This window comes from Alphaproteobacteria bacterium LSUCC0684 (assembly GCA_041228335.1).
GTDB lineage: Bacteria > Pseudomonadota > Alphaproteobacteria > Puniceispirillales > UBA1172.
The window spans coordinates 66322-89710 of sequence record CP166130.1 but is presented as its reverse complement, the minus strand read 5'-3'; the positions used below and the strand labels follow the sequence as shown (position 1 = coordinate 89710).

Annotated in this window: 19 protein-coding genes; 6 read left to right on the top strand and 13 right to left on the bottom strand. The window is 57.1% G+C overall.

What is annotated here, in order from left to right; translation table 11 throughout:
* Positions 1–51: 51 nt before the first annotated feature.
* The gene (locus AB8880_00380; protein ID XDZ65885.1) at positions 52–879 is read right to left on the bottom strand and encodes an enoyl-CoA hydratase; all 828 of its coding nucleotides are present in this window, start codon (positions 877–879) and stop codon (positions 52–54) included.
* A 143-nt stretch (positions 880–1022) separates the two neighbouring features.
* Between AB8880_00380 and AB8880_00375 the strand changes: the two genes are divergently transcribed.
* On the top strand, positions 1023–1826 hold the full coding sequence (locus AB8880_00375; GenBank protein XDZ65884.1) for a ferredoxin--NADP reductase: 804 nt from the start codon (positions 1023–1025) through the stop codon (positions 1824–1826).
* Between the two features lie 9 nt (positions 1827–1835).
* On the opposite strand, the gene doeB is transcribed toward AB8880_00375, so the two are convergent.
* Genes doeB through AB8880_00360 form a run of 3 tightly spaced genes read right to left on the bottom strand, consistent with a single transcriptional unit; the run spans position 1836 to position 7474 of the window.
* Positions 1836–2831 (bottom strand): N(2)-acetyl-L-2,4-diaminobutanoate deacetylase DoeB, encoded by a 996-nt coding sequence (doeB, locus tag AB8880_00370; GenBank protein XDZ65883.1) that lies wholly within the window; start codon positions 2829–2831, stop codon positions 1836–1838.
* Between the two features lie 5 nt (positions 2832–2836).
* Positions 2837–4024, bottom strand: a complete 1188-nt coding sequence (doeA, locus tag AB8880_00365; protein XDZ65882.1) for an ectoine hydrolase DoeA — start codon at positions 4022–4024, stop codon at positions 2837–2839.
* Positions 4025–4048: 24 nt separating this feature from the next.
* Positions 4049–7474, bottom strand: a complete 3426-nt coding sequence (locus AB8880_00360; GenBank protein XDZ65881.1) for an indolepyruvate ferredoxin oxidoreductase family protein — start codon at positions 7472–7474, stop codon at positions 4049–4051.
* Positions 7475–7642: 168 nt separating this feature from the next.
* Here AB8880_00360 and bktB point away from each other — a divergent pair, with 168 nt between their 5' ends.
* Both bktB and AB8880_00350 read left to right on the top strand, forming a co-directional pair.
* Entirely contained in the window at positions 7643–8827 is a 1185-nt protein-coding gene (bktB, locus tag AB8880_00355) for a beta-ketothiolase BktB (GenBank protein ID XDZ65880.1), read from the top strand.
* 75 nt (positions 8828–8902) lie between these two features.
* Positions 8903–9910 carry an Ldh family oxidoreductase gene (locus tag AB8880_00350; protein ID XDZ65879.1) on the top strand — a complete coding sequence of 336 codons (1008 nt, stop codon included), beginning with the start codon at positions 8903–8905 and terminating at the stop codon, positions 9908–9910.
* Here AB8880_00350 and AB8880_00345 read toward each other — a convergent pair.
* From AB8880_00345 to AB8880_00330, 4 genes are read right to left on the bottom strand one after another with little or no spacing between them, the layout of a single operon-like run.
* Positions 9901–11058 (bottom strand): M24 family metallopeptidase, encoded by a 1158-nt coding sequence (locus AB8880_00345; protein ID XDZ65878.1) that lies wholly within the window; start codon positions 11056–11058, stop codon positions 9901–9903. The genes AB8880_00350 and AB8880_00345 overlap by 10 nt on opposite strands.
* Positions 11059–11093: 35 nt before the next feature.
* Positions 11094–12344: an NAD(P)/FAD-dependent oxidoreductase gene (locus AB8880_00340; protein ID XDZ65877.1), complete on the bottom strand. Its 1251-nt coding sequence runs from the start codon at positions 12342–12344 to the stop codon at positions 11094–11096.
* The gene (locus AB8880_00335; GenBank protein XDZ65876.1) at positions 12344–13459 is read right to left on the bottom strand and encodes an NAD(P)/FAD-dependent oxidoreductase; all 1116 of its coding nucleotides are present in this window, start codon (positions 13457–13459) and stop codon (positions 12344–12346) included. Before AB8880_00335 ends, AB8880_00340 begins: the two co-directional genes overlap by 1 nt.
* 4 nt (positions 13460–13463) lie before the next feature.
* Positions 13464–14735 (bottom strand): MFS transporter, encoded by a 1272-nt coding sequence (locus AB8880_00330; GenBank protein XDZ65875.1) that lies wholly within the window; start codon positions 14733–14735, stop codon positions 13464–13466.
* Positions 14736–14850: 115 nt separating this feature from the next.
* On the opposite strand from AB8880_00330, the gene AB8880_00325 reads away from it, so the two are divergent.
* A complete protein-coding gene (locus AB8880_00325; protein ID XDZ65874.1) occupies positions 14851–15936 on the top strand; it encodes a prepilin-type N-terminal cleavage/methylation domain-containing protein in 1086 nt (361 codons plus the stop codon).
* Between the two features lie 16 nt (positions 15937–15952).
* Here the strand turns inward: AB8880_00325 and AB8880_00320 are convergent, their stop codons facing one another.
* The gene (locus AB8880_00320) at positions 15953–16498 is read right to left on the bottom strand and encodes a hypothetical protein (protein ID XDZ65873.1); all 546 of its coding nucleotides are present in this window, start codon (positions 16496–16498) and stop codon (positions 15953–15955) included.
* Between the two features lie 143 nt (positions 16499–16641).
* Between AB8880_00320 and AB8880_00315 the strand changes: the two genes are divergently transcribed.
* Entirely contained in the window at positions 16642–18351 is a 1710-nt protein-coding gene (locus AB8880_00315) for a LamG-like jellyroll fold domain-containing protein (protein ID XDZ65872.1), read from the top strand.
* Between the two features lie 14 nt (positions 18352–18365).
* Here AB8880_00315 and AB8880_00310 read toward each other — a convergent pair whose 3' ends face one another.
* The 3 genes from AB8880_00310 to AB8880_00300 form a co-directional block, all read right to left on the bottom strand.
* On the bottom strand, positions 18366–19859 hold the full coding sequence (locus tag AB8880_00310; protein ID XDZ65871.1) for a CoA-acylating methylmalonate-semialdehyde dehydrogenase: 1494 nt from the start codon (positions 19857–19859) through the stop codon (positions 18366–18368).
* A 66-nt stretch (positions 19860–19925) separates the two neighbouring features.
* Complete coding sequence (locus AB8880_00305) at positions 19926–20408, bottom strand: Lrp/AsnC family transcriptional regulator (GenBank protein ID XDZ65870.1); 483 nt, start codon at positions 20406–20408, stop codon at positions 19926–19928.
* Positions 20409–20506: 98 nt separating this feature from the next.
* Positions 20507–21310 carry a glycosyltransferase family 2 protein gene (locus tag AB8880_00300; GenBank protein ID XDZ65869.1) on the bottom strand — a complete coding sequence of 268 codons (804 nt, stop codon included), beginning with the start codon at positions 21308–21310 and terminating at the stop codon, positions 20507–20509.
* A gap of 318 nt (positions 21311–21628) precedes the next feature.
* Between AB8880_00300 and AB8880_00295 the strand changes: the two genes are divergently transcribed.
* On the top strand, positions 21629–22576 hold the full coding sequence (locus tag AB8880_00295) for a class I SAM-dependent methyltransferase (protein XDZ65868.1): 948 nt from the start codon (positions 21629–21631) through the stop codon (positions 22574–22576).
* On the opposite strand, the gene AB8880_00290 is transcribed toward AB8880_00295, so the two are convergent.
* A complete protein-coding gene (locus AB8880_00290) occupies positions 22530–23354 on the bottom strand; it encodes a TrmH family RNA methyltransferase (protein ID XDZ65867.1) in 825 nt (274 codons plus the stop codon). The genes AB8880_00295 and AB8880_00290 overlap by 47 nt on opposite strands.
* Positions 23355–23389: the final 35 nt, after the last annotated feature.

Sequence of the window (23389 nt, the reverse complement as noted above, 5' to 3'; positions counted from 1 at the left end):
CAACGTGGTTTTCCGGCACGTGCCATGATGTTGACCGTGCAAGCCCATCACCTATTCGGCGGCATTGCCAGAAGCCCGTCTTATCGGATCTTCCCAGTTTGGCACACGTTTTTCGATAAAGGCATTGATGCCTTCTTCGGCGTCACGTTCGAGCATATTCTCAACCATCACCCGGGCGGTGTAGCGATAGGCTTCCTCCAGCGGCATTTCCGCCTGACGGTAGAAGGCTTCCTTGCCAATCCGGAGCGTTGCTGCGGATTTTCCCGCGATGGACAAGGCCAGTTCCATCACCGTATCATCAAGTTCTTCTGTCAGCACAACCCTGTTGATCAGCCCCCATTGCGCGGCCGTCGCCGCATCAATCATCTCTCCGCCAAGCAGCATTTCCATCACCCTTTTCTTGGGCATATTTCGTGAAACCGCGACCATCGGCGTTGAACAGAAAAGCCCGATATTGACCCCGGGGGTTGCGAAACCTGCCTCCTCGCCTGCAATTGCCAGATCACAGGTGGCCACCAGCTGGCACCCCGCCGCCGTGGCAATTCCCTTGACACCGGCAATCACGGGCTTGGGGCAATGGACAATCGCCTGCATCATGGCGGCGCAGGAATCCATGGTTTTGGTGAAAAAGGCCTGCCCCCGATCATCGCTCGCCCGGGCCGCGGACATTTCCTTGAGGTCATGGCCTGCGCAAAAGGCCGGGCCTTCGGCCCGAATCACGATCACCCGGACCGAAGGGGCATCGCCAAGCCGGTCAATGGCTTCATGGAGTGCGGCGATCATGGCAAGCGAAAGGCTGTTCCGTGCCGCCGGGCGGTTCAGTGTCAGAGTTGCAACACCTTGATCCATGGCCTCTAGCAGAATGGGTTTTTCGGTCATCATCGTCTCCGAGGTAGAATTTTCCGCCACATCATCTTGAGGGGAAATGACTTACCCTTTTCGATATGGCTGGTTGCGATCAGCGTTGTCTTCCATTACATAAAGGGTACCTGATTTACGTAATTTTACCAGCGCGGACAATCATGCCCCCATTTGACACCCCTGTTCCTGATGGCGTTTTTGCCGAAACGGTCACCGAGGTTGAACACTATACCGATCGGCTTTTCCGGTTTCGTCTGACGCGCCCGGCATCGTTCCGGTTCCGTTCAGGCGAGTTTGTCATGATCGGCCTGCCGCCCCGGACCGCGGAAGACAAACCTGTCTGGCGCGCCTATTCGGTGGCCAGTCCGTCCTGGGATGAGACCGTGGAATTCTATTCCATCAAAGTTCCCGGCGGACCGCTGACCGAACATCTGCAGAAAATCCAGAAAAATGATATTGTCTGGATGCGGAAGAAACCTACCGGCACACTTGTTCTGGATGCCCTTCTGCCTGGCAGGCGGCTCTGGATGATCTCAACCGGTACAGGGTTTGCGCCCTTCGCTTCGCTGATCCGCGACCCGGAAACCTACGAAAAATTTGATCAGATTTTTGTCACCCATACCTGCCGCAGCAAAGCCGAACTTGCCTATTCGATCAGGACCGTCGCCGATATGGTCAATGATCCTCTCGTCGGGGAAATGGCGCGCGACCGGCTTCATCTGGTGGCAACGACCACGCGGGAGGAAAGCCCGCTCATGGGGCGCATTACCACGCTGATCGAAAACGGCCAGCTTTTTGAGCATCTTGGCGTGCCTGCCCTCAATCGGGAGGAAGACCGGGTCATGATCTGCGGCTCGATGAATATGCTGAAAGACGTCAAGGCCATTGTTGAAGACCTTGGTTTCATCGAAGGCGCCAATTCCGCGCCGGGGGAATATGTGGTTGAGCGCGCTTTTGTGGACTGATCGATCTGCCTAGGCGTCGTCTGTCACCGCCACCACCGCAAGACAATCTCCCATTTCAACAAGCCCCGGAAAATGCCGGGCAGCCAGCATCCCGTCACGCCGGGCGGTAATGATCTGTGGTTGGATGCCTGTCCTGTCCAGGGGCCAGATACGGGCCAGCGGCTCACCTTTTCTGACAGGCTCGCCCAGATCAACCATGGGTTCGATCATCCCTTCTGTTTCGGCGAAAGCAAAACATTCCGCGTCCGGCATATCAAGAATACGGGTTTTCTCGACAACAAGCTCGCCTTCCAGAATACCCGCATGGATCAGAAGATTGCGGGCACCTTTGATCGCAATTCGTGCCGTTTCCGCCGTGATTGTGCCGCCACCACTCAATTCGGTTGTCACGAAGACCTTGCCCTTCTCTTCCACCGCCGTGTCGTACATGCCAACATTGTCGATCTCCAGCATGGTCATGGAATATGGGGCATTAAAGGCCATCATGGCTTCGGTGGATCTGGCCTCAAGGTCCTTGTCCGGAAGCCGGTGGCACGCCGCGAAGGGAATAAAATCGAGGGTTTTGCCACCGGAATGATAATCAAGCACGATATCGGCCATGGGAACGAGTGTCCGGTCAAAATAGTCGGCAATCTTCGCCGTCACCGTGCCGTCAGGCGCGCCGGGGAAAATCCGGTTCATGTTGCCGCCATCTATGGGCGATGTCCGTCGCCCTGCCCGAAACGCCGGATAGTTCATATAAGGGATCAGGATGACGCGCCCATGGATCATGCCGGGCTCAAGACTGGCGGCGAGATTCTGTATCGCCACCGGGCCCTGATATTCATCGCCATGATTAGCGCCGGTGAATAACGCTGTCGGTCCATCGCCGTTTCGGATCACGGTGATCGGTATCATCAGATTCCCCCAGGCAGATGCATCCCGGCTATGGGGCAGACGCAGATATCCGTGATGACAGCCATCTTCATCAAAGGGAATGGTCGCGGCAATCGGGCTTGGTTTCATCTTACCTATCCTTTTATCAGCAGCTGGCGCGGCACTTCAGCCAGGCATTCCGGTGCACCATCGGTGATGACGATGCTTTCGGTAATCTCAAGCCCCCAGTTTTCCATCCAGAGACCGGTCATGAAATGAAAGGTCATGCCGGGCTCAAGCACGCTTTCATCGGTATCGCGGATCGACATGGTGCGCTCGCCCCAATCCGGTGGGTAGGAAAGGCCGATCGGGTAGCCTGCCCGGTTGTTCTTCTCAATCCCGTAGCGCCGCAATGTGCCGAAAAACGCGCGGGCGATATCCGCGCATCGCCGCCCGGCACGCGCTTCTTCAAGTCCGGCCTCCATCCCTTCAAGAACGGCTTTTTCCGCCTCAAGCATATCTGCTGGCGGCTTGCCCAGAAACACCGTGCGCGACAGCGGGCAGTGATAGCGGTGCATGACGCCGGCAATTTCAAAGAACGTGCCCTCACCGGGTTTCATCGGCTGGTCATCCCAGGTCAGGTGCGGGGCGGCGGCATCACTGCCTGAAGGCAGAAGCGGTACAATCGCCGGATAATCCCCGCCATGGCCCAGATCTGCATCATACCTGAGACCGGCATCGTAGATTTCGGCAACCAGGTCACATTTCCTCAGCCCGGGCTCGACGGTTTCGGCGATGCGCTGATGCATCTTGCCGACAAGGCGTCCGGCTTGCCGCATATAGGTGAGTTCCTGCTCGGACTTGACCGCCCGTTGCCAGTTCACCAGCCCCGTGGCATCGGCAAAGCGGGCATTGGGCAGATGCCGCGTCAAGGCCTGATATGCCGCCGCGCTGAACCAGTAATTATCCATTTCCACCCCGATCTTGGCCGCGGCATGGCCCTGGTCTTCAAGAATCCGGGCAAGATAATCCATCGGGTGACGTTCGGTGGACTGAACGTAATGATCTTCATACCCGATGATCCGGTCCGGGTTCATGAAACAGGTCCGGAGTGCCCCGTTCGCATCCTGCCCCCGCCCGAACCAGTACGGCTCGCCCTCAAGACCAAGCAGAACACATTGATGCACGTAGAAGGACCAGCCGTCATACCCGGTCAGCCAGGCCATATTCGACGGGTCACTGACGATCAGCAGGCTTAGTCCCTGCTTTTCCATGGCAGATCTGGTGCGCGCCAGCCTCGCCTCATATTCGGCGATGGAAAAATATAACGTGGGTGAGATCATTCTTAACTCCTGCACATGAAAAAATTACGATACCCGACGAGACTCGGTTGGTGCATGCGTGCTCCGGCTCCATTGATCAAGCTGCTGTTCGGCGGCATCCATGGTGGCCAGTTTGACATGACCATATCCCCGGACGGTCAGCACGATCTCAAGCAGTTCTTCAAACCTTGTCGCCTGCCCCGGCGACAGTGACGAAGCTGCCGCCGATATCAGGGAAATCACCCGCTCACGGAAGGCCCGCTCACGGCGGCGTTCTCTGGTGAGGCCAAAGGGATCGAGCCTCGTCCCCCGCAAGCCTTTCATCCGTGCAAGAACATGAAAGACACCTGTCATCCAGGAGCCGACGCGTATTTTCCTCGGTGTTCCATCGCGATACCGCAGCCACCCCATCAGTGGCGGCGCCAGATGATAATTCACCTTAATTGATGATCCGAACTCATCTTTCAACCTGCGGGTGAACGCAACCGACGTCATCAGTCGCGCCACTTCATATTCATCCTTGATATGCATGACACGGAAAACTGCCCGCGCGGCCTTGCGGGCAAGGCGATCGTCCTTCTGCGTAATCCGGTCGATGTCGGCATGAATCTTGCGCATGATTTCGCGGTAATGCCTTGCGTAATTCTGGTCCTGATAGCGCGTCAGCTGATCGGTAAAATAGGCAATGGCATCCGGGGCCGGCATCTGATCAAGCAGTGGCTTTTCTGCCCCGCCGATCATGCCCGCGGCCTTGAGCACGCGCTCCGGGTCCACCATCAGCCAGCGGCCCCAGGAAAGCGCCTTGAGGTTCGATTCAATCTCAACGCCGTTCAGCCGCAGGGCCTCTTCAAGCGAGGCCGGACTCACGGGCAGAAAGCCACCCTGCAACGCCGCCCCGAGCAGCATGACATTGGCGCTGGTTGCCCGGCCAAGAAGACGTTCGCACAAACCTGCCGTATCGAAATGGGTGATCCTGCTTGTATCCATCACCGCCCCAAGACGAGCGAGGAGCAGGCTGTCATCAACAACATGGCCTGCCCCGACTCCATCCACCCCAACGGGATCTATCCGGGCGCTGATAATCGCGTGGCTGCGCTTCGGATGCAGGCTTTTCAGCACCATATCTCCGGCGGCGACAACCGCATCACAGCCGATCAGCAGATCGGTTGACCGCGCCGGCAGGCGAACCATCCGCTCATCCAGCCTTTCGCGGCGTGACATTCTAACCTGGCTTGTCACGCCGCCATTCTTCTGGGAAAGACCTGTCTGGTTGACCGCCTGGGCCGAAATCCCCTCAATGCGGCCAGCCATGACCAGCACGGCCGAAAGCGTGGAAACACCGGTACCGCCAATGCCGGCAAGGAAGATGTTGCGTATCCCTTCCCCGGGAAGCGGCGGCGAGGGAAGATCATCCCCCGGGGGAAGATCAGGTGAAACATGTGGGATAGCGGCACCGCCACCACCGGTGACCGAGACAAAACTCGGGCAGAAACCCTCACGGCAGGAATAGTCCATGTTGCAGACAGTCTGATCGATCTGCTTCTTGATCCCTTCGGGGTGAATGACAGGCTTGACGGCAACACAGTTGGATTTGACCGCGCAGTCCCCGCATCCCTCACAGACAGCCTCGTTGATGATAAGACGCTCAGGGCGGTCAGGAATGCGGCCACGCTTGCGGCGGCGGCGAAGTTCAGCCGCGCAGGTCTGGACATAGATCAGCCCGGTCACGCCTTTGATACGGGCCAGATCTTCCTGCACTGACACAATATCACGCCGGTGGTGAAACCCGGTTCCGGAAGGCCAGTTGCCTGTCTTTTTAATCGCCTCCGGATCATCGCTTACCACCACGACCGCGACGGCCCCTTCGGCGGTGATCTGGCGGGCGATTTCATCGGGGCTTGACCCGCCTTGCGCGTTCTGCCCGCCTGTCATAGCCACGGCATCGTTATAGAGGATCTTGAAAGTCATGTTGACGCCAGCGCCAATGGCGGCACGTATCGCGAGATAGCCGGAATGGGTATAGGTGCCATCACCGAGATTCTGAAAGGTGTGATCGAGATCGGAAAACGGCGCCCGGCCAATCCAGAACGCCCCTTCACCTCCCATCTGGGTAAAATTCGTAATCGTGTCAGGGGTGAGGAATCCACTGATGGAATGGCAACCTATCCCCATGCCCGTGACCGCACCACCCGGGAGTTTCGTGCTCGAATTATGGGGACAGCCCGCACAGTAATAGGGTGTTCTTGATGCCACATGCGGCAGATTGCCAAACTCGGCGGCAGCCTCAACAGGCTGAAGGCTGATATTGTGGGCTTCAGCCCGTTTGAATATGGTGCCCGCCACCCCTTCAAGGCTGAGCTCTCCATAGGCGGGGATAAGCGCCTCCCCATCAGGGGAAGTCTTGCCTGAAAGTTTCGGCCGGCTGGACTGATTGATCAGCAGATGGGCGAGTTGATCTTCAAGAAGGCTGCGTTTTTCCTCGATCACGAGAATCTCGTCAAACCGCCGGACAAAATCAAGCATGGCGGCAGGTTCAACCGGCCAGGGCATGGCGACGGACAGGACACCGATCCCCTTTTCGGATGGATCGTCAAGCCCGAGCATATGCAAAGCTTCCCGGGTTTCGGTCACCGCTTTGCCGACAGCAACAATCCCGAGTTTGCCACGATCCGGCAAAGAGGTGATCGGAATATTGACCGGATTTTTCTTCTGCCAGTTGAGTACGGCCGGCAGACGGGCTTCATGAAGCCGTTCTTCACGCCGGATAGCCGGATCATGGCGGCCGACATGAACAGGTCCGGCATCTTCCGGCGTACTTATCACCGGGCGAATTGAACCCATATCCAGCACCACATTGGCATCAGCCGTATCGATCACGATCTTGAGGCCGATGCATGTACCCGCATGTCTTGAAAGTGCAAATGCCTGGAGCCCCATCGGAATAATATCTTCAACCCGGCGGGGGAAGAAATAGGGCATGCCCATGGCAACAAATGTCTGATCAGACTGATAGGCCAGTGTTGAAGATTTCCCCGTTGGATCATCTCCAACGGCGATGACCATCCCGCCTTTTGGCGCAACTCCGCCCTGATTGGCGTGGCGCAGCGCATCAACGGATCGGTCCAGTCCAGGCCCCTTGCCATACCACAGCCCGAAAACCCCATCATAAAGGCCGTGATCGTAAAGGCCGATATGCTGGCTGCCCCAGAGCGCGGTTGCCGCCAGTTCCTCGTTGACGGCAGGCTGAAAGACAATGCCTTCTTCATCAAGGTAGCGGCGTGATCTCGCAAGTTCAAGATCAAGACCGCCGAGAGGTGAGCCCGGATACCCGCTCACAAGCCCTCTGGTGTTGAGCCCGGCTTCACGATCCATCCTTGCCTGCTCAAGCAGGAGACGCACCAGCGCCTGGGTGCCGCTGATCAGCGCAGGCCCCGAATTCGAGGTATAGCAATCGTGAAGGCTGATGCCCATTTTCCCTCACAAAATCATCACCAGTCACATGTTCAACGCTAGCCGATTTGTCCGTCAAAGCCTAGGCACTAATTGAAGCGGAATAGCGTTTGACGGCAGCTGGACTCGCCACCTAGTATAAAGGTGTTATCTGGTCTGATGATGCGATCAACATAAGCGGAGTTTTCCATGACCGATGTTTACGTTCTTGCGGCGACCCGTTCCGCCATTGGCAGTTTCGGCGGCAGTCTCAAAGACACACCACCCATTGATCTTGGCGTGGAAATAGCCCGATCAGCGATCAGCAAGAGCGGTCTGGACACCGGGGAAATCGGCCATGCCGTTATTGGCAATGTCATCCATTCCGAGCCAAGAGATATGTATATCTCCCGCTGCATATCCATCGGTGCCGGTATGGCGGAGGGAGCGCCTGCGCTGACGGTCAACCGGCTCTGCGGCAGTGGCCTGCAGGCGATTGTGAGCGCCACCCAGCTGATCCAGCTTGGCGATACCGAAACCGCGCTTGCCGGTGGTGTCGAGGTAATGAGCCGGAGCAGCCATATCATTCCTGATCTGCGCTGGGGTTCACGCATGGGCGATGCCGGTGTCCAGGACATGATGCTCGGCGCGCTTCATGACCCGTTCGGGCTTGGTCATATGGGGATTACGGCAGAGAATGTCGCTGCAGATTACGGAATCAGCCGCGATGAGCAGGATCAATTTGCCCATGAAAGCCAGCAGCGGGCGGCCCGCGCCCGGGCAGAAGGATATTTCAAAAGCCAGATCACGCCGGTTGAAGTCACGCAAAGGCGCAAGCCCGTCCTTTTTGATCAGGATGAATATATTCGCGATGATACCACCATCTCCTCCCTTGGCGGACTTCGCGCCGTCTTCCAGAAAGATGGCACCGTCACTGCCGGCAATGCCTCCGGCATCAACGATGGCGCCGCCATGCTTGTGCTGGCCTCGGCCAGGGCTGCCAATAGCGGCAGCACGTCCCCGCTTGCTAAAATCATCGGCTATGGTTTTGGCGGGGTGCCGCCTCGCATCATGGGAATGGGGCCGGTTCCCGCGAGCCGCATGGCGCTGGAAAAATCCGGCCTCAAGATCAGCGATCTTGAAGTGGTGGAAAGCAATGAAGCCTTCGCCGCCCAGGCCTGCGCCGTGTCAAAAGAGCTTGGGCTTGCGCCGGATATCGTCAACCCTAATGGCGGGGCGATCGCCATAGGCCACCCTGTCGGCGCAACCGGCGCGGTGATCATGACCAAACTGATCCATGAGCTGAAACGCCGGGATGGGCGCTATGGTATGGCAACCATGTGTATCGGCGGCGGGCAAGGGATCAGTGTAGTAATCGACATGAAGGTGGGATGAAATCTCCGCCATGATGTATTCGTTCACCAGAAGAGTTGATGTATCACCAAGACTTGAGAGATAAGGAGAAACCCCATGGCCACCACCGAACTCAGCCTGGATGAGATCTATAATCTCGCTTATGACTGCCTTACCCAAAATGGTGCCGATCATGAAAACGCCACCGCGCTGGCCACCACGATCATGACAGCGGAACGTGACGGATCTGTCTCCCACGGGTTGTTTCGTCTGCCTTCCTATGTCGCCTCGCTCAGGTCAGGAAAGGTGAACGGGAAAGCCCGGCCAAAGGCAACCACTGCCACCCCTGCGCTCGTCAAACTGCATGGCGATAACGGCTACGCGCCGATGGCGCATCAGGTGGGCATCCCGCTACTGATCGAAGCCGCACGGAATTCAGGCGTTGGTCTGCTCGCCATAAGCCATGTGCATCACATGGCCGCGCTCTGGCCGGAAGTCGAAGCGCTGGCGGAAGCTGATCTTGTCGGGCTCGCCTGCACCGCCTATATGCCCATGGTTGCCCCGGCAGGCGCCAAGTCAGCACTCTTCGGCACCAACCCGATCGCCTTCGCCTGGCCACGGCCGGGCCAGAATCCGGTGGTCTATGACATGGCGACAGCCTCCATGGCGATGGGTGAAGTCCAGGTTGCCGCAAGGGAAGGTCATGATGTGCCGCCCGGCACCGGCCTTGATAAAAATGGCGAGCCCACCACCGATCCGGCGGCGATCGCCGATGGCGGGGTACTGCTTCCCTTCGGCGGCTATAAAGGCTCGGCGATTGCCATGATGGTGGAACTGCTGGCCGCTGGCCTTGTCGGGGAAAACTTCTCCTTCGAAGCTCGTGAAGGGGATAATGGCGATGGTGGCCCACCCCAGGGTGGCCAGTTCATCCTTGCCATGAGCCCCGAAATTGTCGCCGGCCCGGGCTGGGCGGATCATTGCGATACATTCTTTGCCCGTCTGACCGGGCTCGAAGGTGTGCGTCTGCCAGGTGAGCGGCGACATAAAAACCGCCTCTCCGATGCCCCAAGAGCAATCAACACCCCGCTGGTGGAAAAGATCCGTAGCCTGATGACTCAAGCCTGAAGGCGCGGCAGGACGGCGCTTGCCCGTGTTGTCAGCAATTCGACGCCATCGGATCTGAGGACGATATTTTCTTCATGCACCAGCATCCGGCCTTCGCTGATCTCAACAGACGGCTCAAGGGTAAGGACCATGTTTTCCTGCAGCACGGTCTGATCCCAGCTGATATGTGAAGGCGGCTCGGTCAGTTGCATGCCGAGGCCATGGCCAAACCGCCCGACCCCGTCGCCATCGGTCCCAAGTCGTTCCGCCATGATGGCGAAAAGATCGGCCGAGGTCATGCCGATCTTGATTTGCGTCAGCGCATCTTCCGTCGCCTGCCATAGAAGCGCGTGGGCATCCTCGGCCTCGGAGGAAACATTCCCGACCGCGAAATTGCGGTCAAAGTCACAGAAATACCCGTCCCAGCAACAGCCGGTATCAAGCATCAGCACATCGCCGGGCTGGAGCGGCTCATCGCCGGGCGGGGAAATGATATCGCCATAGCCACCCTGACCGGCCGCCCCGACAAGATAGGAGACATCATCAAGTCCTGCTTCAAGGGCCTTGATCTTGAACCGGCGGAAGATATCGGCAAGTGGCATACCGGCCGAAGCCCAGCCGGGCAGCTGCTCAAAGACCTGACTTGCAAGGCGGCAGGTATGCCTGATCTTGGCAATCTCCGCCTCTGACTTCACCATGCGGGCAATTCTGAAAATTTCCGTGGCGTCAACCGGTTCAGGGGAACCGATTGCCTGTTTAAGCAGCTCCAGGTCACTGAGAGGCATCATCAGTTTGGTCTCCCGCCCCATCAGCATGCCAAGCCCGGGCGCCGTGCCTGCCATGGCGCGAATTACCCCGGCCAGCAGGTTGATCCCGTCATCCGGTGCGGCAGGCGAAGGCCAGCTATGGATCTTGCCGATAAAGCCGCGCTCCATCAACGGCACGCCAATCGTCGGGATGACTGCTTCGGGCAGGCCACGCGCAGGCACCACCACAAACCACGGGCGGGTCGGGCTCTGCCAGAACTGGCTCCGGAAGCCCGTAATATAGCGGATGTCGTGCTCAGAGGTCAGCAGTATCACCTCAAGGTCTTGTGCCGTCATGGCCCCTTGAATGCTGTCAAGCCGGGCTTCAAACTCTGCCCTTGGAAAACCGCGTTGAGGCAACATGTTTTTCTCCTTGATGGATTTAATGGATGAATTCCCTAGATGGGAAAACGTTCTGCCCGAAATGGCGTGATATCGATGGGAGGCCTCGTGCCGCTGATCAGGGCAGCGATCACCCGGCCAGATCCCGGCCCCATGCTGAGGCCGATATGCTGATGCCCGAAATCAAACCACAGGCCAGGATGACGCGGCGCGGCACCAATCATGGGCAGGCTGTCAATCAGCGTCGGGCGGCGGCCCATCCATGGCTCTTCCTCAATGGGCTTGCCCAGTCCATGGTTTGACCTTGCATCGGCAACGGAATCCTCCGCCTGGCGAAAATTGGGGGGCGCATCACGATCATTGAACTCAACCCCGGTGGTGATCCGCACCCCTTGTTCCATCGGCGCGATGACATAGCCGCCGTCAATATCATAGATGGCGCGGCCGAGCGGCATGCCCTCCCCGGGCTCAAGGTGCCAATGATAGCCGCGCTCCCAGGCCAGGGGGATCTTATAGCCAAGCCAGCTGGCTATCTCCGCAGACCAGCCCCCCGCCGCCAGCACCACGTCATCCGCGTTCAGCACATCACCTGAAGCCAGCGTGATCTGCCAGCCACCCGAATGGGTGAGGGCCGTCACCCTGTCTTCCCGGACAACGCCGCCAGCATTTTCAAAAAGGCGAACATAGGCATCCGTCAGCCTTGCGGGATTGGTGACCCCGCAAGTGTCATCCATCAGCACGGCTTTTTCGTAAATCGGGCTGAGGCCGGGCTCAATCTGGCGGATCTGATCACGGTCGTAGACCGAATACCGGACACCGACCTCATCCATCAATTCGAGCTCCTTGGAATAGGCTTCGAAGGTGGATTTTTTCCGGAACGTCTTGAACCATCCGGCGTAACGCAAAAGATCATCAACTCCGGCTTCCTTGATCAGGGCCTTGTGCCGGTCCAGCGAAATATCCATGAGCGCTTTCAGTGCCCGGGCGGCATGTCTCGCCCGCCTGTTGCTGGAAAAAGCCAGAAACCTGAGCGACCAGCCAAGATATCTGAGCACGAAAAACGGGTTATATCTGAACCCGTTGCTTTTATTGAGAAGAAGCTTGGGCAGAGCTTTGAGCAGCTGGGGGTTGTTCAGCACCACCACCGAGCTTTCCGACAGCACCCCCGCATTGCCATAGGATGTCTCACGTCCGGGGGTCTTTGGGTCGATGAGCGTAACCTGATGGCCGCTGAGCTGCGTTTCAAGCGCCGCACAGACACCAACGATACCGCCACCAATAATCACTACATTTTTATTTTTCTTCATCACGACAGATCCATTTCCCTGAATATATGATCGGCAATGGCAAGGCTTGATGTCAATCCGGGGGAATCAATCCCGTAGAGTGCCGTGACACGAGGTGCCCCATGCTCCCTTTCCGTTGCGATGACAAAATCCTGAAACTTAGATCCATCGGGGATGATCTTGGGGCGCAGCCCGGCCCAGGCGGGCACCAGTTCATCAGGCTGAAGCGCTGGCCAATAGCTTGAAATCAATTGATGGAAGCGTGACGCATCCTTGGGGTCAACATCGTAGGAGGGTGTGTCCACCCAGCGGATATCCGGGCCAAATCTCGCCCCGCCGCCGCTATCAAGGGTGAGATGAATGCCAAGACCACCGCCGGAAGGCATCGGATAGATCAGATGCCGAAAGGGAGGCTTGCGTGTGGAGACAAAATACTGCCCCTTGGCCATATAATGGGGCGGCACCTTGTCAGGCACCATCGTGTCAATGGCAAGGGAAACCTTCCTTGAGCCGTGCCCCGCCGCATTGATGATGCGACTGGCCGCAAGGGACATTTTCTCTCCCTGGCCATCAATGGTCGCAATATAACGCTTGCCATCGTAGATTGCCTGCTCAAACCGGCTCTGATAGGCGATGACGGCACCTGCATTTTCGGCATCTGCCTCAAGTGCGGCCATATAGCCGTGGCTGTCCACCACGCCGGTAACAGGTGAATGCAGCGCGGCGATGGCCTTGATCTCCGGCTCCAGGGCCAGAAGGGCATCCTTGCCAAGAAGCTCAAGCCCGGGCACGTCATTCGCATCTCCCGTATCCTTGAGGCGGGCAAGCCCTTCAATCTGGCTTTCCTCGGTGGCGACGATCAGTTTGCCATGCTTTCGGGTTGTGACGCCGCGTTCCGCGCAATAGGCATACATCATGGCAGCCCCGGCAACGCAAAGCCGGGCTTTCAGCGATCCGGTCGGATAATAGATACCCGCATGGATAACTTCCGAATTGCGTGAGGATGTTTCCATGCCGAACCCGGGATTGCTCTCGGCAAGGATCACGCTTGCGCCGCTCATAGCCAGTTTTCTTGTTATGGCCAACCCGACCGCGCCTGCACCCACCACCAGAACATCTGTTTCTGCATCGACCATAAATCTATCCTGTCAAACCCAAAGCCGGACCACGATATCCCAGCACCACTTCACGCCCCGGCCCGGGATGGCGCGGCACATTAAAGGCAAGCAGCAACGAGATGAAAGCCATCACCGCCCCGGAAAGAAATACCGCCGCCGGTGAGATCAGCCAGATCAACCCGAACAGCGCCGGCAGGAAGACCGCAACGACATGGTTGATCGTAAACGACACACTGGCAGTCCCGGCAAAATCCGCCGGATCGGCAATTTTCTGAAAATAGGTCTTGATCGCAATCGCCAACGCAAAAAACATATGATCAATCAGGTAAAGCCCGGCAGCGATGGTGCTGTTCTCAACAAAGGCATAAGCAGAAAATACCCCGATCAGCCCGATATATTCAAGGATCAGTGCCGCTCTTTCCCCGATCCGGCCGATCATCCGGCCCACCACCGGCGCCAGCCAGATGTTGAAGATCGCGTTGATCAGAAAGAGAAAAGCAATCTGCCCCACCGAATAGCCGAATTTTTCAACCATCAGAAATCCGGCAAAAACGACAAAAATCTGCCGCCGCGCCCCGGACATGAAGATCAGCGCGTAATACAGCCAGTACCGGGGTTTGAGGATGATTGACTTGCGCTGGGGGCTGCCTTCTTCGAATTGCCTGAACGCGAAATATCCGAAGGCTGCAATCCCCATGGTGATGACGCCGCCTGTAAGATAAATAATGGTATAGCCATCACCAGCGGCAGCAAATGCATCGCCGGAGATGGCCGTTTCAAGGTCAAGTCCCGGCGTCATCAGCACCACGGCCGCGAAAATGGAAAGAAGCGTGGCCACCTGGGCCATCGAAGCAACCCCATAGATGCGTCCAAGCAGGGCTGGCGCGTTTTTCTTGTCCAGCCACTGCATGGCAAGAGACTGATTGCAGGTTTCGTAATAATGAAAACCGATGGACGCCAGAACCGTCGTGATATAGAGCCCAAGAACCGATGGGAAATACCCTGTCAGCGCCGTCCCCAGGCCCAGCATGCCAAGCGTGACCAAAGCAAGACGCTGCTCGTTGAAGACAAGGAGAAGATAAACAACCAGAAATGAGAGAAACCCGGGCACTTCACGCAAGGACTGCAAAATCCCGATCTCGCGGCCGGTGAAGGCAGCCTGCTCCACCGCAAAATTATTGATGAGGGTTGACCAGGTGATGAAACTGATCGGCATGGCGGCCGCGGTCAGCATCAGCAGAACATGGGGGGACTGCCATCCTGTAATATCACCAGAGCGATGTTGAAATGCCATCAGATACCTGCATGGGAAACAACCCTTAAAGTCTATTCATCCAACCCCATGAACAACCTGTCAAGACCTATGCGCCACGCTAGGATGAAAGGCGGTGGAGGAAAGAGGATATGCGTTGAAATCGATTGAATCAGCCCATGGGTATCCGGGTTTCAGTCTGGTGGAACTCATGGTGGCTTTGAGCCTTCTCAGCCTTGTCCTCATCGGCGGGTTCACGATCTTCAACACCATTGAGGCAAGCTATGTGCGGGAGGCAGGATACGCCAGATCAAGCCGGGCGGCCGGTCTTGAAGCTGAACGGCTCTTTCTTGCGATGCATGATAACAGCAGCTTTTCAGCGCAGGTGGTATCTTCCTGGCCTCAAGGGGAAGAAGGGGGAGGTCTTTTTTCACTCACGCCCATATGGGACAATACCTCCATGTTGAACAGCCGGGGCGGGTTTGCCTGCCGTGTCAGCGGGGTTGATCCTGCCGTGCCGGGTTTCAGCATACCTGCCGCCTGCCTTGATGCGGCCGGGGTTACACCAACTGCCCTTGATGAGATGGCAGGGGAGGATCTGCCCGGCGTCCTGATCATGGACGCGCAGGAAGGCTGCATTCTGCTGAGGATGGAAAGGTCGGGAACGAGCATGACATTCGATGTTCTCAACGAGGCCTGCCTTAAAAACAGTAGCGGCGAAGTGGTTCATGCAAGCGAAATTGATGGCAGTGGCGTCATCTTTCCCCGCTATCTGATCCGTGCAACCGATCTGCCCGGCCCGCTCAAAAGCGCTTTTTTTGATCATCCCGGAAGCCCCAAGGATGGCGCCGGGCTTCATTTCGGGCAGAACAGCCAGGGTTCAAGCCCGGATGGGTCGCTCTTTGCCGTAAGCTCAACCTTGCCTGATGACAATTTCAGCCGGGCGTGGGTCAATATCCACGATTTTGGACATGCCCGGTCATTAAGTCTGTTGAATCCCCGGCAACTTGATATCTTCACGCTCAAAGTGGAAGCCTTGTCACCGGCCAGCCGCGTTGCAACCAGCCTGGCAGGTAGAGACGCATCGCGCCGGATTTACCGGCAATTTAACTCAAGTGCGGGGCTTGAGCGTTTTCTGCATAGTCTCCATGTGCAGAGTGCTGGCAATCCGGCCAGGCTCAGGATTCATCTTGGTGCCGGCCATACCCATTGGGTCCGGGATCTCATGCTCGAGCATCAATAGGGCTGCATTGCCGGGTTCAGGTTGTATCACCACCAAGATCAAGCAGGACAAATTGTCCATCGAAGCGCGCAAATTCGCCCCTCAGTGCAGCACCCTGCGCGTAGTTACCAGTCGTGATCACACAGCCCATCACGATATATGTTTCGAAAGGCAATTCCCCCCGGTCAGCCAGATATACCCCGGCGATGATGCGATTGCCGGCATAATCTGTGCTTTCCTGCCTGAGGGCAAGACCGAAAACACGGGCATCTTCCCGGCCCCAGTTCTCGCCATCATGCCCAGCATAACCTGAACAGTAGCCAAGATCGGTTCGGGTTTCGGCTCTATCCGGAATATTGCCCTTGCTCCAGCCAACAGGCAGACCGCCATGCATGAGCATATAGGCTTGGGCAATCATGAACATCTGGCGTGCCTGCACGATCGCAGAAACCCTGACCTGATCCCGGCGTGCGGCACTGATGTTTTCACGATTAAGCGTAAACATGAGCGGCACCATCGCGCTGACCATCAGGGTCAATGCAAGAACACCGGGAAGGGCAAAACCGTTGAGCGGCATTTTCATCCCGGCAGGCGATCTCCCTGACCGAAAGGTCCGGCCTCGCATCGAATGCCCGGCCTGAATTTGCCAGATGGAGCATGGAGAAGAACACATAAATCTCTATCCTGTCGAATGTCTCGGCCCTTCAGATATGATGGTGACTTACCATGCGTCTGCCCGGATTTACATTGATTGAACTGGTCATCTATATGGCCATTCTGGGTGTTGTCAGCGCCGGGGTTTTTTCTGTCTATGCGTTCTTTCTAAGGCACCAGCTCAACGCCCGGCAGACGGCTGAACTCAGATCAGGGGCCGATGACGCATCACGGCTTCTTCGGCAACACCTTGCCAGCGCGGACAAGATCACGCGGGCAGGATCAGGCCTGCAGGCTTGTATCATCGCAACCCATCTTGAATTTCTTGAACGGACAGGGATAAACCTCACTTCCGCTGAGAAAGTTACCGCAAGCAGTTTTGGCGGGGTCGGCGGCTCCTCCTCCCGCAGCCTCGGCTTCTGGCTGCTCGCACCAGATCAAGCCGGGCCTGAAACCCTCCTTGATTTCGGAGCAGATCAGCCCGGAAGACGCTGGCAGGTCATGCTCGATGCAAGCGGCCGCCTCACGCTTGATATCGGCAGCAGTTCCATCCGTGGTGAGACCAGTATCAGGGATGGCAACTGGCATCATGTGATGCTGGTCTTTGATGCAGCCAGTGGCACTCAACTCACGCCAGCAAGTCTTGCCATCTATATAAATGGTGAGCCCGAGCGCCTGACGCCGGGTGCGGGTGCGCCTGTCGCGGTTGACACCGATGCTTCGGTACCAATGATCCTTGGCAGCCGTTCGACCGATCCATCTTTCAGCGGGGTGCTGGCGGCGGTAAAACTGTGGCAAAAAGCGCTTCCCCCCGGAGATATCTGGCCTGAAGTCCTCTCAGCCAGGGCAATTGACCGCTTGGATCTCCTCCTTGAGCTTGTTCTCGAAACCTCGCTCAACGATACATCCGGAGCCAACCATTCCATGGCCGGGCCTTTGCCTCTCTCTTTCATTACCCGCCACCGGTCCTATGCCCGGAAAACCGCCTTCCGCTTCGCTGAAGACCGTACTGATCCCAATTTCCACCTGCTCTGGTGGAAGAGTTATATGACGGGTATACGTAGCGCCCCAGCCGACAGGTGTTCAACCCCGTCACCAGAGGATGGATGGAAAATATCAGGAGATCAGCGCTGGCACCTTGCCGAAGAAACCCCCTTTATTCTTCAAGACGGCATGCTGGAGATCCGGGCCAATATTGCCAGAAAAACTGCTGGCCGTCGCCTGAGCTTATCGGCCAGTGCAAGCATCCTTGCCCTTTCCCGGGAAGAGCCTGCCGGCCTGTGCCAGATAACCCCTGACATGTCCGGGTTTGAAACCGGTGGAAGACCCATGGCGAAAGCGATGATCCGCATTGCGCCCGGCCAGATCGAGCCGGACGGGGACAGGCTTTACGTTGATGAGAGTACGGCGACAGAACACGGCCCGCTTCAGCGCATTGCGGATGGGCAGCCGGTTACGTATTTCTCCTATAAAGACATTTCGGCTTCAGGAACCATGATCTGGGGAGATATCACGGCCGAATATGTGCCGGCCACCGGCGTTATGACAATATGCACCACGAGCGAGACTCATTGCGGTAACGCCGATACGCGCCTTCGCCACCCGCTTGCTTCCTGGGGAGAGGTATTCCGGCAAGTCCGATACACGTCAAGCCGAGAGACCTACCATCCCCGCAAGCGATTTATCTTTACCCTGATGGACGGAACTCCGCCCGGCACAGATCATGTCCTTACACAGGAGAGCATGATCAGCCCGGGGAAATTTTTCACGCAATGCCCCTGAAATCCCGTTGCCGCCTAGGTATTGAGCGGGAAGTTGAACTGCGCCCCTGACCTGATGCCGGTTGGCCAGCGTGACGTCACGGTCTTGAGCCTCGTATAGAACCGCACCGCTTCCATGCCATAGGCGCCATGGTCCCCAAAAAGTGACCGTTTCCAGCCACCAAAGGAATGATAGGCCACCGGCACCGGAATAGGAACATTGACCCCGACCATGCCGATCTCGATCTGATCGGCGAAGGAACGGGCGGCATCACCATCGCGGGTGAAAATTGCCGTGCCGTTGCCGTATTCATGATCATTGACCATCTGAACGGCGGATTCAAACGTATCGGCGCGCACCACGCTGAGCACGGGGCCGAAAATCTCTTCCTTGTAGATCGACATGTCGGTGGTGACATTGTCAAACAGGCTGCCACCGATGAAATAGCCGTTTTCATACCCCTGCAGGCTGAACCCGCGACCATCGACGATAAGATCCGCGCCTTCATTGACGCCGGCATCGATATAGCCGCTGACCTTATCCAGATGCTGCCGGGTAATCAGCGGGCCCATTTCAGCTTCGGGATCATCCCATGGGCCAACCTTGATGGACCTGACTTTCGGGGCAAGTTTCTCAACCAGTCGGTCCGCGGTTTCCTTGCCCACCGGCACCGCCACCGAGATGGCCATGCACCGCTCACCAGCAGAACCATATCCGGCCCCCATAAGGGCATCAACGGCCTGATCCATATCCGCATCCGGCATGATCACCATGTGATTCTTGGCCCCGCCAAGTGCCTGTACGCGCTTGCCGTTTGCCGTGCCAGTTGTATAGACATATTCCGCGATCGGGGTTGAGCCAACGAAACTGACCCCCTTGATATCAGGATGATTGAGGATCGCATCCACCGCATCCTTGCCGCCATTGACGATATTCACCACGCCCTTCGGCAGCCCGGCCTGCTCAAGAAGCTCGATCGCCATCTGCGGTGCCGCCGGATCACGTTCGGAAGGTTTGAGAATAAAGGTATTGCCGCAGGCAATCGCCATGGGGAACATCCACATCGGCACCATGGCCGGAAAGTTGAATGGCGTGATCCCCGCCATGACACCAAGCGGCTGACGGTCGGAATAACTGTCAATGGCAGGCCCGACATTACGGGTATAATCCCCCCGCAGGAGATGGGGAATACCGCAGGCAAATTCCACCACTTCAATGCCGCGAATAACTTCACCCCTTGCATCTTCCTTGGTTTTGCCATGCTGGGTAGAAATAGCTTCGGCAAACGCATCGAGATTTTCTTCGAGAAGATGCTTGTAGTTGAACATGACCCGCGCCCGCTTCAGCGGCGGCGTGTTGGCCCAGCCCGGCAGCGCAGCTTTGGCCGCCGCAACAGCCTTATCGACTATTCCGGCACCGGAAAGACTGACACTTCCTGTCTCTTCCCCGGTTGCGGGGTTGAAAATCGGTTGACTGCCAGCGTCACCGTCCACAAATTCACCATTGATCAGGTTACGAAAGATCTGCATCGCGGGAGCTCCTCAACTAGAATACCATTCCCTAGTTGTGGATGATCAGATGGCGTAAATCAACCTTCAATCCTGACTTCCGGCAGAAATCGGCCGCAACGGCAATGCCGTGGTGTATTTGATCTGCTCCATCGCAAACGAAGACGAAACATCCGAAAGCTTCACCTTGCTGATCAGCTTCTTGTAGAACGCATCATAGGCTGGCATATCCGCGACAACCACCCGCAGAAGATAATCCACATCACCGCTCATGCGATAAAATTCCACCACTTCCGGCAAGGCCGAGACCACCTGCGAAAATCGATCCAGCCATTCGGCATTATGCTCATTGGTCCGGACCGCAACGAATACCGAAATACCGGCACCGACCGACTGCCCGTTAAGCAAGGCCACCCGCCGCCGGATCACACCCTGTTCTTCAAGACGTTGAATACGCCGCCAGCAGGGGGTCACCGAAAGCCCGACCTTGGCCGCTATTTCCGCCACCGGCAGGCTTGCATCCTGCTGCAGAAGATTGAGGATACGAATATCAAGCTCATCGAGTTTCATGACGTGAAGCCCTGAATATCTGAAATATTATTTTATAGATATAGTAATATTTGAGATGAATTAGAAGTATATTCTTTTTTTCTAATATTTTAGGAAAATTATTTCAAATGGGCGGCGACATACCCGTAGAAACCTTCGGTGTGACCGTCAGATGAGGTCCATTTCCTGTTCCATCGTCGGCGGGCTTCAAGGGCAGAGATGGCCCGTGCAGGTTCAGGCCCGGAAAGAGCTGTTTTCCCTGAACGGATCATCCGGATCATGCGCTGATATTGCTGATCTATCCGCCAGGAATACCTAGGATCCGTGGTGATACTGCCCTGCCGGAGGTAAAGATGATAGGAGGTGTCAGCGGCCAAAGGTGCCTCGCCACCCATCTGGCCCAGCACTTCGATGGCATGAATGATATCCTGCCCGGCGCCATCGATGAACCGCGGGCAATACTCCCGGCGGACAAGGGGGCGGAAGGATCCGGGCCAGACGCCCAAATCCTCGAGGCGGAAATACCGTCTTCCTTCGGCCATGGTCATCAAGGTCTTGCCCTTCGCAGAAATCACCCGGGTTGGCGCGAAAGCAGCACCATGTCGCCGTGCCAGCGGCAGCATCGCCTCAAGATATCCCTCCCCCCAGGCATCATCAGCATCCAGAAAGGCAAGATATCGGCCCCGGGCGCGAGCTATCGCCCGGTTTCGGGAAGCACCGGTGCCTGTCCGCCAATATCGTTGAGGCAGAATTTTCACCGCTGGCCATAGCGGCCTGATCCAGCCGTAATCACCGTGATCATCCGGGGCAAGGACAATTTCTACCTGTTGCGGGGTGAACCCCTGGATAGCAACACTTTCCACGGCCCGCCTGAGTGTCGCTCCGGCCTCAAAAACGGGGATGATGACGCTGATTTCAGGCACCTGCAACAGTCTCCGACTTAAAGATAATATTAATCAGTAACTTTTTCGTGATATCCGTTTTTTTGAGCATTTTTTGCCGGTTGGTTAATTAAATTTTAATGAGTTTATGTCATCTTGTTTCTATTGATCCTCCCCAACTGCACCACCTTATTTATAAGGTGGTGCTTTTTTTCGTCTCTGCCAGTATGATCGTACACGGGGGTGCCGGGCGGCGCGTGATGCCCATCAATTTCACATGCTGCCGCCACATTTCCCGCGCGGGGCAGATGCCCCTTGATGAAACCCGGATCAACGCTGCCAAGACGATAGAAGATTCTCATGCCTCAATCTTTTTCTGACAATGCCCTTATTCTTGAGGCCGAAGACTGGAAGGATTACGCCCTTCTCGACAGCGGAGATGGCCGCAAGCTTGAGCAGGTTGGCCCTTACCGGTTCATCCGCCCCGAAGCCCAGGCGATCTGGGCGCCGTCCCTTTCACCGGATGCGTGGCAGTCTGCCGACGGGGAATTTATCTCCAGCGCCGCTGGCCGCGACCGCGACGACAGTGATGCCGGGAAATGGAAACTGTCACCATCGCTGCCGGCAACATGGTCTGTTTCCTATGATGGTATCTGTTTTCATGCCATGCCAACCCCGTTCCGTCATCTCGGGTTTTTCCCCGAACAGTCGGCCCATTGGCGCTGGTGCGCCGATCACATCACCGCGTTCCGGCAGCGCCATGGCCGTTCGCCGAAAGTGCTCAATCTTTTTGGTTATACCGGCATTGCAAGCCTGCATGCCGCCCAGGCCGGGGCCGAGGTCACCCATGTGGATTCCTCAAAAAAAGCGATCACCCAGGCATTCGAGAACCGGGACCTCGCCGCCATGACCACCGCCCCGGTCCGTTACATCACCGATGATGCCCGCCAGTTTGTGCGCCGCGAAGCCCGCCGCGACCGTAAATATGACGGGGTTGTTCTCGACCCCCCCAAATATGGCCGCGGCGCCAAGGGGGAAATCTGGCGCATGGAGGAAGATATCGCTCCATTGCTGGCTGATATCCATTCGATCTTGAGCGATGAGGCGATCTTTGCGGTGCTCACATCCTATGCGATCCGCAGCAGTTTTCTCAGCCTGCATCACGTGATGGATCATGTCTTTGGCATGCGCGCAGGGCAGGTTTCTTCAGGTGAACTTGCTGTCCGGGAGACATCCCCCCGGGCCTTCCGGATCGGGCAGGCTATTTTTGCCCGCTGGGCGCCGCACCCGGACCATCACCAGCCCTGAGGAATTCATAAAGACAGAGACCGGTTGCCACCGCCAGATTGAGCGAATCCGACCGCCCCAGCATGGGCATACGGACAAGTTGGCGCGCCGCCGCCATCATCCCCGGGCTTAACCCTGCCTGCTCATTTCCCATCAGGAGAAGCAAAGGCGCCGACCATGGCGCTTCACGATAATCGACCGATGCCGGCAGGGCCGTGCCGAGAATATTGAACGAAGTATCTTTCGCCGCGGTGACAAACGCATCTTCGGCCATCCGGACAAGATCGACATTGAAGACCGCTCCCATGCTGGCCCGGACAGATTCCACTGAAAACGCATCAACGCAATCGCCGACGAGTATCACGCCAGACGCGCCCACGGCATCCGCTGTTCGCAGGATCGTTCCCAGATTTCCCGGATCACGCACCCTGTCCAGCACAACCCAGCAGCCCGAAGGAGTTGCAAAAACATCTTCCGGCGTCTGCCAGCGTTCCATAAAACTGGCCAGCACCATCTGCGGATTGTCCTTGCGGCTGATCTTGGCCATGATTGCCTCCGATACGGCAAGACAATCCGCCCCGGCGGCTTCGGCCTGCTCCAGCAACCGTCGGATATGCGGCTCCTCCTCGCGCCCCTCGACCAGAACAAGGGTTTGTGGAGACCAGCCCTGTTCCAGTGCCTCGGTGACAATCCGCACCCCTTCGGCCAGAAACAGCCCGGAACGGCGGCGATGCTTGCGTTCATGAAGGCCGCGCAGGGCCTTGATGGCAGGATTTGTCAGGCTGGAGATCTGGCGCATATCTTCCTCAATTGAACGATCATTCCCTGTTGGAA